9 protein-coding genes are annotated in these 15084 nt (G+C 49.2%); all 9 read left to right on the forward strand.

The features are described 5' to 3' along the window. Window positions 1-422: 422 nt before the first annotated feature. The 9 genes from CEK71_RS12880 (at window position 423) to CEK71_RS12920 (ending at window position 15060) form a co-directional block, all read left to right on the forward strand. The gene (locus CEK71_RS12880; RefSeq protein ID WP_088619765.1) at window positions 423-3239 is read left to right on the forward strand and encodes a SpoIIE family protein phosphatase; all 2817 of its coding nucleotides are present in this window, start codon (window positions 423-425) and stop codon (window positions 3237-3239) included. Continuing rightward, window positions 3239-4402: a PhnD/SsuA/transferrin family substrate-binding protein gene (locus tag CEK71_RS12885; protein ID WP_088619766.1), complete on the forward strand. Its 1164-nt coding sequence runs from the start codon at window positions 3239-3241 to the stop codon at window positions 4400-4402. Before CEK71_RS12880 ends, CEK71_RS12885 begins: the two co-directional genes overlap by 1 nt. Window positions 4403-4603: 201 nt before the next feature. Further along, window positions 4604-4882, forward strand: coding sequence for a hypothetical protein (locus tag CEK71_RS12890; protein ID WP_088619767.1), 279 nt, complete (start codon window positions 4604-4606; stop codon window positions 4880-4882). Between the two features lie 226 nt (window positions 4883-5108). Continuing rightward, window positions 5109-8804 (forward strand): pyridine nucleotide-disulfide oxidoreductase, encoded by a 3696-nt coding sequence (locus CEK71_RS12895; RefSeq protein WP_088619768.1) that lies wholly within the window; start codon window positions 5109-5111, stop codon window positions 8802-8804. A gap of 87 nt (window positions 8805-8891) precedes the next feature. Continuing rightward, window positions 8892-10211, forward strand: a complete 1320-nt coding sequence (locus CEK71_RS12900; RefSeq protein ID WP_088619769.1) for an AAA family ATPase — start codon at window positions 8892-8894, stop codon at window positions 10209-10211. 1 nt (window position 10212) lies between these two features. Beyond that, window positions 10213-10773: a hypothetical protein gene (locus CEK71_RS12905; RefSeq protein ID WP_157679211.1), complete on the forward strand. Its 561-nt coding sequence runs from the start codon at window positions 10213-10215 to the stop codon at window positions 10771-10773. 21 nt (window positions 10774-10794) lie between these two features. Then, window positions 10795-11955 carry a glycosyltransferase 61 family protein gene (locus CEK71_RS12910; RefSeq protein WP_232463639.1) on the forward strand — a complete coding sequence of 387 codons (1161 nt, stop codon included), beginning with the start codon at window positions 10795-10797 and terminating at the stop codon, window positions 11953-11955. Window positions 11956-12073: 118 nt separating this feature from the next. Then, a complete protein-coding gene (locus tag CEK71_RS12915) occupies window positions 12074-14464 on the forward strand; it encodes a Lon protease family protein (protein ID WP_088619771.1) in 2391 nt (796 codons plus the stop codon). 71 nt (window positions 14465-14535) lie between these two features. Continuing rightward, window positions 14536-15060 (forward strand): YhfG family protein, encoded by a 525-nt coding sequence (locus CEK71_RS12920; RefSeq protein ID WP_088619772.1) that lies wholly within the window; start codon window positions 14536-14538, stop codon window positions 15058-15060. The last annotated feature ends 24 nt before the right edge of the window (window positions 15061-15084 follow it).

Below are 15084 nucleotides of genomic sequence, written 5' to 3' on the forward strand. Positions count from 1 at the left end.
AAGGCTTTGTAATGCCCTCCTATAAGTAATATGACGTATTGCGGAACTGCTTCACAAAATTAATAATGTCCCCGTCTACACCGAAACGCACACCTTGCCGAAGAGGTGTTAAACCCAACGCTTGCATTTAACCCATTACCCCCAAGCTTAAAACAACTTCAAACCCTCATCGTTGTGCAATTATCCAACCTTATCTCCTCATCCTTATTAAGGGGCGGAGCCTACAGGAATGGCCGAAACAGCGGCTCAAAAAACGTCCGATTGTTTGCCAGCATCTGACCTGACAGTGACTAAAAGCCCGTTAGGATTAACGTTATCTTATAAAGCAACGGGTTGATTTTTCTTGGGATACAAAAGACGCTCAAATTATTGTTAACAATTTGAATACTCCGTAATAGCCACCTCACCTTGAGGAAAATGCCATGAATACCACCGTGCAATTAGCTGAAAGCCCACAACCGCCTAGGCAAAAAGACAAACCCAAAATCAATTTTTTATTGGTCAATATGTGGGGACGCTACACCTTGGCCTTGTTATTGATTGCGGGTCTTACGACCTCAGCCTTTTTCATTATGAGCGATTTGCTTAAGATTAACGAAAAAAGCGGTGCGATAGTGAATGTTAGCGGTCGGCAGCGGATGCTCTCGCAACGGGGCGCTTTGCTCGCCTTGCGGTTGATTGCCGAACAAAACCCGGTCATTAAAGCCCATGTGCGTGATGAATTGACGCAAATGACCGAACTAATGTTGAAATCCCACGAGGGGCTGGTGAAAGGCAGTGAGGAAATGGACTTGCCGTCGACAATGTCCGACGCGATGCACAACATGTATTTTAACCCGCCGAAAGCCCTAGACTTGCAAGTACGCAATTTCATCACAATGCTCCAGACGCTGATTAGCGACTCTTACCAGCCGAACACCACACTGGACAACCCGCATCTGCAATACATCTTAAAAGAAGCACCGAACCGCCGCTTGTTAAAGACACTGGATGAAGCCGTTAACCAATACGAAGCGGAGGCTGCCAGCGAAATCCAAAAAGCCATGCGCTGGGAAGAATATGTTTTCATTACGACTTTACTGACCCTGTTCTTTGAAGGTTTGTTAATTTTTAGGCCGATTATCAAACGGGTCAAGATTGCCACCAACGCTCTGATGAAGGAAAAACAATTCAGCGAAAACATCATCAATACCTCGCAAGCGTTGATTATTGCCGTAGACCAACGCGGTGATATTGTCCTGTTCAATCAGTACAGCCAAGAGCTGTCGGGTTGGCAAGCGCAAGAGGTGGTCGGCAAAAACTTTTTCGAACTGCTGATCCCTGAAAGCGATCAAGAACAGTTACGCACAACATTCCACGCCATGTTTGCAGGTCAATCCGCCAGCCAATTGGAATCGCCGTTAATCATCCGCAGCGGCCAGCAATTGCTGGTCGAATGGTCGAACACCTTGATTAAGGATCCCATCACCCGCCAACCTGCCTTGCTAATTGCCACCGGGATTGATGTGACTGCCCGCCACCTGGCATTGACCGAGCTGTCGTCCGCTTTGACTAAATCGGCGGCTTTAAGCAACCGCTTACAAGAGGAAGTCTCACACGCGGGCCTATTGCAAAAAGCCATGATGCCGCCGCCAGTGTTCCAACTGCCGGGCGTTCACGGCCAAGTCAAACTGACTACGTCCACGGAAGTGGGCGGCGACTATTACGACTATTACGAGGTGGACGGTTGCCATGCCGTGTTTTTGGTCGGCGATGTCAGTGGTCATGGCGTGGCGGCAGGTACGCTGGTCAGTGCGGCGAAAATGAGTGTGCATCAATTGGTTAACCAAGGCGAGACCGACCCCGCCGCCATGCTGGAGCATATCAACAACGCTTTGTTGGCAGTTAAGCACGAAAGCATGTTCATGACGATGATGTGCTTTAGCTTGGATAGCCGCAACGGCCATTTACGCATTGCTAATGCTGGGCATGTGTTTCCGTATTTATGGGTTGCTGCCGAAAAAGATTGGTGTGCCATCGAAGCGGAAGGCTTGCCGTTAGGTAAAGTTGAAGAGCCCGGCTATACCGAAATGAGCTTAACCCTACAGCCAAATGACCGCTTGTTTATCTTTACGGACGGTATTGTTGAAGAAGAGTCGCCGACAGGTGCCGCCTTTGGGTTTGATGCGATTGAAGACTTGCTTTACCAAGCGTTGGACGCGCCCATGGAAGACATTCTGGAACTGTTTTTTGGGCAATTACAGACCCATTGCCAAAAAGATACCTTTAGCGACGATGTCACGCTGATGCTGATCGAACACACCCAACGCATCGCCTATTCCACGCCAACCCCGGCTCATACGCCTGATAAGCAAGAACTCATGCAAATCAGCGGCACGGATTTCTTAAATGACCCCAATATTGGTAGCCAAATTTCCCGCCAACATATCTTGGTTCTTTTTGATGACCAACAATTGCTGGAACTGTTGCCCTTTTTATGTATTGAAGGGGTGCGCCGGGTGTTGCCCGCCCAGCACGCCTTTTTACGCGAATTGGGTTGGCAAAAACTCTTGCAACAACACGCCATAATAGCGGGTGACGATATATTCCAATGGCTGCCCCATCCTGAATTGCAACGGCAGTTTATTTTGTCGCACAGTGATGATAAGCAATTTGTCTTGCAGGAAATGACCGGCTTGCTGCAAGAAGAAACCAAAATCCCTGAAGAGTTACGCGAGATTATCATTTTGCTCGCCGACGAGTTATTGGAAAACAGCCTGTACGGTGCCCCTAGGGATAGCCAAAACCAGCCGTTGTATCCTAAGGGAACAGAACGGGATGTTAGCCCCGCTGAGGGCATACGCATTGATTTGGTAAAAGATGACAAATGTCTGGGGATTATGGTCACTGACCACTGGGGCACTTTTACGCCCGTTATCTTCCTGAAACGGCTGTTGCTGAACAGTGCCCAAGCTGGGTTGGAAGCGGGAATCGGCGGGGCAGGCCTGTATCTGATCTGGCGGATTTGTGATTATTTGCAAGTGCGCGTCTTCCCGAACCAAAAAACCCAAATCACTTTGTTATGGTCGCTCACTCACGAATCTGATCATGATAACGATAGCGGCTTCCAATTTTTCTATCATAACGAGATCAACGAAGTCATGGCGGAGGCCGATGTTTTGGAGCATTTTGAAAGCTATAGCGAAGACCTGCCCCATCCGGTAGCCGCTAATCCGAACCCAACAACTGGAGAGATGTGATGGTCCAAGCCCCCAATTTAACGATTGCCACGGTACATAGCGATGACACGCTGCACGAATTTAAATTGTCCGGCCAAATTGATGTCACTGCCGCCCCGGTCATCGACACACTGGCCAGCCGTAAGCTTGCGGCAGCGAGCCGGGTAATTTTGGATTTCGCCGATATTGACCGCATTAATTCTATGGGGCTGGCGCAGCTTATGAGGGTGTTGGAGCAATGGCGTGGTCAAGCAATCCGCATAGAAGTGCGGAACTTAAACCGTGTCGTCAGCATGTTATTCAAAATGACGGGCTTAAACCGTTATTTTAGCGACACGCCAGAAGCGGGTGACGCAGTAAAACCCGCCGCAAGCAACGATAATGCGGCCAAGTTACGCTCGGTGAAACGCATACGCCCCGTGGCCGAACCCGTCAACAGCAATCGGCTGGATTTTTCGGTCAGTTTGCAAAATAGCCAACAATTGGCGGGCTGGTATGTTTTTAATACATTTTTGCAACGGCATCTGGAAAAAGCCATTCATCTGGATGTCAAGCAACCGGGCATCAACCAACCTTTACACCAAAACGCTTTGGTTTTCGCCAAACCGTTCGATGCTTGTATCCTGATGGCTAAACACCAGTTTATTCCTATTGCCAAGCCCCTAGACGAAACCGACGAAGTCAGCATTATCGTGCGCAACGATATGCCGCCTAAAAGCATTGCGGAATTTTTGGCCGCCTCGGTCGTGACCGCCAGCGCAACGGATTTTATTTATGTCTTGGGGCAGTTTTTATGCGACGAATGCGGTTTAGCGTCAACTGGCTTAAGCTATACCTTTACCGGCAACGACATCAAAGCCTTGCAAACCTTGTTAAAAGGCCAAGCGGATTTGTTGTTTATGACCAAACGGAATTACCACCAATTATCGCGCCTAAGCCGCGAAGGCACCCGCTTGCTGGAAGAAAGCGAAACGGCTATGGCTTATCCTATGCTGTTGCTCTCACCCAGCTATGCCAGTTTGCAAAACACCCTCGCCGACACCCTGCTGGCCATGCAGGACGATGACAAAAGCCGCCAAATCTTAGGCGATCTGGGCTTAGCTGGCTGGTGCCTGCCTGAGCAGACCGAGTTGGATATGTTGTTGATGCTTTATAACCGTTATGCCAAGGCAAGTGTGGCATAACGCAAGGCAGCGCTTGCGCGGCCCTGTTGGTGTTTAGGGTCTGGCTGGGGGAAAAAATGGCTTAAATACGTTGCCGCCAAAAGGTGTTTAAATTATTTTTAGGTTAATTATCAAAAGGCTATTTGATGTGCTGCCTGTTTTGTGGGATATTCACGTTTTTAGCAGCGACCTTGTTTTCTTTGTGGCGGTTTAGTTATACTTATGGATAACCTACTGATAATCGCATTCATTCTGTTAATTGTCCTCGCCAATGCGCTGGTGTCATTCGCTGTTGTGTGTGGCGACGCTTTTGAGCCTAGGCAAAAATCTTTCCAATTGCTTTTGATTTGGTTAGTACCCGTTTTCGGTGCGGCTTTTTTATGGGCGGTATTGCGTGAAGAACGGCCTTTTAAGTTTAAAAAGGGTTATGGCACAGATGTCGATGATGATCTGGGTTATCTGCCTTTACGGCAGCATGGTGATTCAGATGTTGATGATTGAGGTTTGGGCCGGTGCGCTTTGTTGCATAACCATCAGGGTTTGTCGCTAACCTGAACCCCGTCAAAATGCTTCCCATTCCCGCTCCCCAGCCATTAGCGGTGGCAAAATCCGCCATAATTCCTTACAATATAGCCATTTCCCTTTCTCTTTCAGCCAGTCCATCAGTGCAAATTTTGCCGCGTGATAGCTAAGTTGCACATTAATGAGACTCTCAGACCCCAACTCTATGGAACACAACACTTTTACACTTGGAATCCCTGACTTTACTTATGCTGACTTGTACGATGCCAACCGCCTGAAAGATTTGGCGGGGGTGTTTGACGCTTCTGTGCAACGCCATGATGCCGAGCTGTTCGGGCAGTTTGCCGCGTATCGGCAAGCGCAAGGCGAAGGGTTTGCGCCGGAGGCGGTTTCTGAACTGTTGGTCAATATGGCCCCTTATGTCGGCCAGTTTGTCGCGAAGTTATTCAATGTGACCGAGCAGCACGATGCGCAAAGGGCGACGATTGCCGATGAAGTTGAGACTATTTTCACTTATAAGAATGAAGTGGTCGAAAAGCTCGGCGTGTATTTTAAAGGCCAAACGCTTGATGGTTGGGATCTTGCCGCGCTGGATGCCCAGTTAGAAAGCCTGACGCTGGCGGGTTTTCCCGAAGCGGCGGCGGATACTGACCCAGAGCGCCGCGTGGCGCGGGTTGGGGCGGTGATTGGGTCGCTGTCGGCGCATTATAAGGCGGTGGCTAAGGGTAAAGATGGCGGTTACGAAAATGCCGATTTGGCGGTGCAAAGTCTGCGCGAACGCTTGGCGGCGGATGCGCAAGCGGCGGTGTGGTTTGCCGACAGTTTGGCGCAACCGGAAGCGGCCGATTTTGTCGCGGGGCTGATGGATTGCGTACAGCGCTGGAGTTTTGCCGCAAGCCATAATAGTGCCATTGCCGATCACTGGTTGAGTTTTAAATTTCCCGAAAAGCGCGATTTTGATGATTTGGTTGCGCATGATACGGTGGATAAGGGTTTGTTTAGCGCGTGGATGGGTGAGCATCGCCGCCGCCGTGATGGCTTTAAATTGACCGATCCGCGATATGGCCAGCGTCAGGTGTTGTCGGAAGTTAACCATTGCATTTATTGCCATGAGCGCGATACTGATTCTTGCTCTAAAGGGATGCGCAATAAAAAGACCAATACTTATAAGGTCGATCCGCTGGGCGAAACCACAACGGGTTGCCCGTTGGATGAAAAAATCTCGGAAATGCACTTGGTGAAACGCCGTGGCGACAATATCGGCGCGTTGGCGATTATTGTCGTGGATAATCCGATGTGTCCGGGCACGGGGCATCGGATTTGTAACGAGTGTATGAAGGGCTGTATTTACCAAAAAACCGATCCGGTTAATATTCCGCAAATCGAAACCAATGTGCTGACCGATGTGCTGTTCATGCCTTATGGGTTTGAGATTTACAGCTTTTTAACGCGCTGGAACCCGCTCAACATTAAGCGTCCGTATATGTTGCCGTACAATGGCAAAAATGCGCTAGTGGTGGGTTTGGGGCCGGCGGGTTATACCATGAGCCATTATTTGCTGAATGAAGGTTTTGCGGTGGCGGGTATCGACGGTTTGAAATTGGAGCCGTTGCCTGTGGAACTGACGGGCGATGCTGATCATCTGCCGACACCGATTGCTGATTTTAAAGACTTGTACGAAGATTTGGACAAGCGGATTTTGGCGGGCTTCGGCGGTGTCGCCGAGTATGGCATTACCGTGCGTTGGGATAAGAATTTCTTAAAAGTCATTTATCTGACTTTGCAACGCCGCGCGGCCTTCCGCAGTTACGGCGGTGTCCGTTTCGGCGGTACATTGACCATTGAAGATGCGTGGCAAATGGGCTTTGACCATATTTGTATCGCGTCTGGCGCGGGGCAACCGACGATTATTGATTTGAAAAATAATCTGATGCGCGGTATCCGTAAGGCTTCGGATTTCTTGATGGCCTTGCAATTGACTGGGGCGGCAAAATCGTCGTCTTTGGCTAATTTGCAAGTGCGTTTGCCAGCGGGGGTTATCGGCGGCGGTCTGACCGCGATTGATACCTCAACCGAGCTGATGGCGTATTATCCGGTACAGGTAGAAAAAATCTTGCACCGTTATGAAATCTTGGTGGCGATGTATGGCGAAGAGACGGTGCGCCGCCGTTATGATGCCGAAGAAATTTTGATTTTGGATGAGTTTTTAACGCACGGTAAGGCGATTAAGGCCGAGCGTGACCGCGCGGTAGCGGCGGGTGAGTTGCCTAATTTCCAACCGTTAGTGGAAAGCTGGGGCGGGGTGACGTTGTTCTACCGTAAGGGTATGAAAGACGCGCCAGCGTATCGGCAAAACCATGAAGAAATTGCCGAAGCCTTGGAAGAGGGTATTGCGTTGGCGGAGGGCATGAGTCCGGTTAGTGCGCACGGCGATGAGTTTGGGCATTTAAACGCGGTCGAATTTGACAAGTTGACGTTGGAGAATGGCCGTTGGCAAAATGTCGGGCAAACAGTCACCGTACCGTTGCGGAGTTTGTATATTGCTGCGGGTACGTCGCCCAATACCATTTATCAAAGCGAATACCCCGACACCTTTGTCATGGATAAGTGGTTCTTCCAACGTTATGAGCCGCAATGGAGCGAGGGCGGCGAAGTGGAGTTGGTCGCCATGCACGACACCACCGCGCCCAAGTTGGGCAAGCCTGCGCCGCTGACTTCGTACCAAAAAGACGGCAAGTTCATCAGTTTCTACGGCGATAACCACCCGGTATATGCGGGTAACGTGGTAAAGGCGATGGCCAGCGCGAAAAACGGTTATCCTTACGTCGTGCAATTGTTTGCTAAAGAACTGGCTGGCCTTGACCCTGCCCAACAGCCTGCGCGTGATGCGGCAATGGCGGACTTGTTCGCACGTTTGGATGATGCGTTTAAGGCGACTATTGTCGCCATTAACCGCCTGACCCCGACCATTATCGAGGTGATAGTCAAAGCCCCGCTGGCGGCGGAAAAATTCCACCCTGGCCAATTCTACCGGGTACAAAACTACGAGGCCTACGCGCCTGTGGTCGAAGGCACGGTCTTGGCGGCGGAAGGTTTGGCGCTGACAGGGGCGGAAGTCGATAAGGAAAACGGCACGATTTCGTTAATCGCCTTGGAAATGGGTTCTTCGTCCAGACAATGCGCCCATTGGCAAGTCGGCGATCCGTTGGTCATTATGGGCGTAACGGGTACGCCGACCGACATACCGACCGGACAAACCGTGTTGCTGTTAGGCGGCGGTTTGGGTAATGCGGTATTGTTCTCCATCGGTAAGGCTTTACGCGCGGCGGGCAATCGGGTGGTGTACTTTGCCGGTTATAAGTTTGCCCATGACCGTTTCAAAGTCGAAGATGTTGAAGCCGCTGCGGATTTAATTATCTGGTCGGTTGATAATGGCGAGGGTGTCCAGCCCATCCAACCTAGCCGTCCGCAAGATAAAACCTTTGTCGGCAATATTCTGGAAGCGATATTGGCTTACGCGACAGGTGAGTTGGGCGAGCAGCCGATTGCCTTGGCGGATGTCGACCATTTAGTGGTGATTGGCTCTGACCGGATGATGTCGGCGGTGAAAGAAGCCCGTTATAACGTCCTGAAACCGTACTTAGGCAAGGTGCAACATGCCATAGGCTCGATCAACTCGCCGATGCAGTGCATGATGAAAGGTATCTGTGCGCAGTGTTTGTGTAAGCATGTCGATGCTGAATCGGGTAAGGAGTATTTTGTTTATTCCTGCTATAACCAAGACCAAGATTTGGATAAGGTGGACTTCCCACATCTGAACGCGCGGTTACGGCAAAACAGTGTGCAGGAGAAATTGTCTAACCTGTGGTTGGATTATTTGCTGGTGAAGCAACAGGCGTAGATGCTACGTTTGTGAGGTGAAAAGAGGCGTGGCAAGGTTGCTTGTTACGCCTTTTTTTATGAATGGATATAATTTAAGGCCTTGGCTATGCGGATAACAATTGAAAATTTTGGCCCGGTTAAGCATTTTGAGTTTGATACCGAAAAGGATTTGTTCTTGATTTTTGGTAAGAACAGTGTCGGGAAGTCTTATGCTATTTCTTTGGTGTATTTGTTGTTGAAGGAGTTTAAGGAGCCTCGTTCTGGTGAGTCGGACGCTCTTTTGTTAGTAATAAGAGATGTCAAGGCATTAGGCCTGGATAAGGAAATCCCTTCAAAAAAAGAGCTTGCTACCAATATTAATGCCCATTTGGTTGCATTTTTTAATGAGTCTTTTGTTGGCAGTTTAAACCGTTCGTTAGTTAATAGCTTCAATCAAATAAATAATCTACAAAGCCAGTTAACCGATGATAAACTGAAAATAACTTTAGGATTCCCTAGGTTAAGGGTTGAACTGATTATGGGGCTAAAAACAAGTGCGGTTCCTATGGTAATGGAAATTAGTAGCTGCCAATTTCAACAGCATTGTATTGATAATAATATAAATAAACTCGTGGAGAATGGTCATGGATATTTAATGGTATTTACTAACATGGCCGCTAGTTTTTATAACGAACTGCCGGACATTAGCGAGGTTTATTATTTACCCGCCTCCCGTTCGGGTTTATATCAAGGGTTAGCGGCTTTTTCGCCTATTATCGCCGAGCTTTCAAAATTCAGAAATCTTATTTCAAAGCCGATTAATTTACCCGCCATTTCCGAACCCGTAGCAGATTATTTTTTACGCTTGTCTGAAATAGATAGCCAAAAGCACAGCGGGCTAGATGCGTATACCGACACCATCGAAAACACTATCTTGCAGGGCAAGGTGGAGTTTAACGATGATAGCAAACGCTTGGCTTTTAAACCTAACGGTCTGCCGCTACAGTTAGATTTATTGTCGGTTTCCTCTATGGTGTCGGAAATAGCCCCCATTGTTTCTTACTTAAAATATATTGTGCCGAATGCGGAAGCGTCCGGTAGCCAAGCCAAGCCCTTGCTCTTCATTGAAGAACCTGAAGCCCATTTGCACCCAGAAACCCAAGTTAAGCTAATGGAAGTGTTTGCCCGTTTGGTTAATGACGGCAAAATTAAGTTGGTCATGACTTCCCATAGTAACTATATATTTAATAAAGCCAGTAACTTAGTGATGGATGGTAAAATCCCCCTCGATAAATTTGAGGCGCTTTTATTCAGGATGACCGAGGCGGGCAGTGTCGCCGAAAAAATGCCCACCGATGCCTATGGCATAGACGATGATAATTTTATCGACACCGCCGAAAGCCTGTATGAAGAAAAGTTAGCCATTATCAATAAGATGAATGGCTGATATGTTCGCTAAAATTCATAACGAACCGGATTTGTACGGCATCATTTGCCACAGCGGTTGCGAAGAAAATAACGCGCTTGTCGAATTTGCCGATGATCTGAAATGTGCAGGTGAGCTAGATGAGGAGCGGGTGCTGATTTTAAAGCCTGATGCGTTTTATAGCTCGAAGCGTATGCACAATCCGCCGCCCGCCCCCGATTGTTTGGTGTTGGTCAAGTGTGCGGCGGCGGGGCATTATGCGTTGTATTTAATTGAATTAAAAGATGTTAATTCGACTACATCGTTGAAGTACAAGGAAATTGTCAGAAAGTTCGAAACCATGATTGAGCTATTTTTCGGGCAGTTTGCCGCTATTTTCGCTGGCTATACTTATACGGCGATTAAGTTTTACTTGGTGTCAACGTATCCCAAAGGCGGCGAAGGGCTGTCGGAAGCGGAATACCGCAAGAAAATACTCGGTTGCCATTTGGATACTTATGCCAGTGCCAAGCCGTTGGTTTTGTTTGGCAAAGCGGTGTTAATCGAGCCAAAACCTTCACCGCTGACGTTATCGGCTTGTTAATTCATTTTGTCATGGGCGTTAATGATGCAGATAAGCACTAAAAAATCCGCGCTGGTCGTACCGCAAACGTTCGCTAATGATTTCGGCAAAGGCGGGTTGAATTTTGCCCACGGGGTGGTGCGCAGCGAGGGTGATCCGGTGTATTTTTCCCATATGCGTAAGGGCAAACCTTTGCTGAATGCGGCGTTGCAAGCGTCGTTGCTTGACGCGGAACCCGCCAAGCTGGCGGGTAAATGGTTGTATCTGGGTGGGGTGTACAATCATTTTGGGCATTTTGTTGCCGAGTCCATCCATCGGGCTTGGGCGTGGCGGCAGTATGGGCAGGATTGTTGTGGGGTAGTGATGTTACCGAAGCTAAAACGCTTCCAAACCCGCTACCGTATGCCTGACTATGCAAAAGATTTGCTCGGTTTATTTGGGCTTGAAGAACGGCATCTGCACTTTGTCACCGAATTGACCGAGGTTGAGGAATTGCTGATCCCGGAACCCGGTTCCCAGTTATTTTTGCTGCCGTCTGAGGAATATATACGCTTTTTAGCGAGCTTGGACTTGCCCCGGCACTTGGCGGCTCAGCCATTACCCGAAGGTTTTACCCCTAAGGTAATGGTGTCTCGCCAACATTACCGCCTGTATGGAGCGATTGCCGGCTTAGGTGCATTGGAACAGCGTTTGGCGCAGGAGGGTTATTTTATCTTTTGCCCAGAGCAATACCCGGTCGCCACACAGCTAAAAGTGTATTTGCAAGCCGAACGGCTGATTTTTGAAGAAGGCTCGGCACTGCATTTGCTGGAGCTGCTTGCTGAAATTAAAGCCGAGGTGTTGGTTATCGAGCGTCGCCTGAATGCTAAGGCTAGCCCTTTTGATAGCGTTTTGGCTATGCGGGCACCGCATTACCGCAAATACAGCCAAGCAGTGGCTTTGCCGCCGCTGTCTACCGCAAAGTTTGCCGGTGCTAATACTTTATCCGTCCTCGATCTGACTGCCTTGGCCGAGTTTTTGGTACAGCACGGTTTTGCCTCCCCCGCGTTGCTTCAAGGCTTTACTTGGCAGCCCCAAGCGAAAAACGATGTGCTGGATTATTTGTTGGTGCGCTCTAACCCGCCCGCGCCTGGATTTGATGGGTGTGTATTGGGGTATTTGCAGAGTGTGCAGGAGATTTTTAAAAATTTGGCGGAGAAATAGCTTAAGCGGCTATCGTCAATCCTGCGCTTAAGCATTTAGGCCGAGATACCCATATCAACCACCCCCCTAAAAATGGTAAAATCAACGGTTTAATTATTATCCGGCTGCTATTTTACTCATGACTTCTACCGAAAAACTGCCCATAACCGCGTTAAAGCTCCCTGTTGATCTGGACGGTGTGGATTTTCCAGCCCTTGCGCCAGTGCCGTCGGGCATTTTAGGGCAAGACCGGGCGCGGGCGGCGTTGGCTTTTGGTATTGCCATGCCACAGTCCGGCTACCATATTTTTGTTATGGGCGAGCCGGGTATGGGGCGTTTGACTATGATTAACCAGCATCTGGACAGTTTGGCGGCGGCATTGCCTACCCCGGCTTCGTTCGCTTATGTCGATAATTTTGAGAATTCCCGTGAGCCGGTGGCGTTGGAGTTGCCTGCCGAGTCTGGGCAGCCGTTCCGCAAAGACATTGAAGCGTTGCTGGATAATCTGTTGCACATCTTCCCCGCCGCATTTGAAAGCCCGGCTTATCAGCAAAAAAAGACCGCGATAGAGCGGCAGTTTAATCATGATTATCATCGGGTTATTGATAGTGTCGATAAAAAGGCGCGGAGCATGGCCATTGCCCTGTTCAGGGAAGATGACAATATTACCTTTGCGCCGATTCGGGATAATAAGACCCTAAATGAAAAGCAGTTTAACCAATTGCCGGAAGCGGAGCGGGAGACCTTTCACCGCCAAGTGGAAGAGCTGGAAGACTTTCTGAGTGACGGGCTGTTAGAGTTGCCGTCATGGCGGCGGGCGGTGTTGGAAAAGTTTAAGCAATTGGATAACGACACTATCGGCCAAGCTTTGCAACCGTTATTGGCCGAACTGCATGACAAGTATTTGGCGATTGACGATGTTATCAGCTACTTATCGGCTTTAGAGCAAGAGCTGTACACGACTATCGGCGATTATCTGATGCCCGTTCGGGGCGAAGTGTTATCAATGGCGGCGAAACGCGCCCGCTTGCTTGAGCAATACGCCCCGCATATCTTAGTAGACCATTCGCAAGACAGCGGTGCGCCAGTCATTTACGAAGCCCACCCGACGTATCAAAATTTATTCGGGCGTATCGAATACGCCAGCGACCAAGGCTTGTGGGTAACGCACTACCAGCGTATATGCAAGGGTTCGTTGCATAAGGCTAACGGCGGTTATCTGATTTTGGACGCGGAAAAGCTGGTCGATTACCCGTTTGTTTGGGACGCACTAAAACGGGCATTAAAATCCGGTTATATTGATATTGAGTCGCCGTATTCGGAAATGGGCATCAATACCATGAGCCTAAAACCGGAAGTGATTCCGCTGAACGTAAAAATTATTCTGGTCGGTTCCAGCGACATTTATTATCTGCTGGAAGAGTTGGATAATGAGTTTAACGAAATGTTTAAGGTGTTGGCGGATTTTGATGATGATATTCCCATTACTTCCGCCACCCGCGCCCATTTTGCCGCGTTGATGCAAAAACAAGCAGCCGATTCGGGGGCAAGGCCGTTGACGGCGGCGGCGGTGGCCTGCCTGATGGAGCATAGTTGCCGTTTGGCCGAAAATCAGCACCGTTTTTCGGCGCGTATTAATGATACGTTAGAGCTGATCGGCGAGGCGAACCTGTTCGCCAAGCACAGCGCGTCGGCTTTGTTGGAACGCGCCCATATCGAGCAAGCTTTAGCGGCGCGGGAGTACCGCAATGGCGGGCTGTCGCAACGTATTCTTGATGATATGCTCGACGGCACTATCTTGATTGATAGCCACGGCGAGGCGATAGGCAAAATTAATGGCCTGACGGTGCTGACTTTGGGGGGCAGCAGTTTCGGCGCACCCGCCCGTATCACCGCGACGGTTTATCCCGGCTCGCGTGGGATTGTCGATATTGAGCGCGAGGCCGAATTAGGCCAAGCGATACATTCTAAAGGCGTGATGATTTTGACAGGGTATCTGGGGCATTATTACGCCCAGCAATTCCCTTTGGCGATTTCCGCCAGCATCGCCATCGAGCAGTCTTACAGTGCGATTGACGGCGACAGCGCGTCGCTGGCGGAACTGTGCTGTTTGATTTCGGCGCTGACCCGCACCCCGATTAACCAAGCTTTTGCGGTGACGGGTTCGATTAACCAATACGGGGAAGTGCAGGCCATTGGCGGGGTGAACGAAAAAATCGAAGGCTTTTTCCGGCTCTGCCAAGCACGGGGTCTGACCGGACAGCAAGCGGCGATTATTCCGGCGGCGAATAAACGTAACCTGATGTTAAAGCAGGAGGTGATTGATGCCGTGGCACAAGGGCTATTTGCTGTGTACGCCGTCTCCACCGTTGATGAAACCTTGGAACTGTTGACCGGACACCTGGCCGGAGAACCTGATGCCGAGGGCAATTATCCTGAGGGCAGTATCAACTATAAAGCCATTTCCAGATTGAAGGAGATTTCGGAAATGACAGGGGATGATGATGACAAGGAAGAAGGGGAATCGTAAGCTTTATAGGCAGTTAGGGGGATTATGATAGAATCAAGCCTATGGTACACACGCATCATGAGGGGCTTTTAATGGTTATTGATCTAACTGATTTGAGCAGCATTGGGCAGCTAAAAGCTCAGGGTGATTTTAGGTCTGTAAAAAGCTTGGTAGCAAAAGCCTTGGGCTTCGCCATAAAGGCCAATAGCTGGGACGGCTTGTATGGACAACTCTGTAAAATACGCGCTGCAATCATAGAAAACCATCAGCAGTTGTGCGTATTAGCGAATAATGACGCGGCTATTAGGGCTTGGGGCTTCGATAAAGCAAAAAAAGCCTTATCTGTCCTGCTGGGCGTTAAGCTACCCGCCGAAAACTGGCCGCAACTGCTTAGCAGGTTTCAACAGGTCATGTCGGCATTTCTACCTAATGAGACCTTAAACGGCAATAGCCCGCTTTATACCCATGAAGAAAAAGTGCGGAAATTTGACCAAATAAAATTTCAAAATTTTGTCAACAGTTCAAAGTTAGAAGGGATAGACGTTACTAAAAGCCATTTAAGCATGGCTGAATTAGTAAAAAAATATACGGAAATTGGTAAAAACGTGCATGGTTGATAAATATGGGGCAGATGCGTCCTG

The sequence above is a fragment of the Methylovulum psychrotolerans genome (assembly GCF_002209385.1).
GTDB lineage: Bacteria > Pseudomonadota > Gammaproteobacteria > Methylococcales > Methylomonadaceae > Methylovulum > Methylovulum psychrotolerans.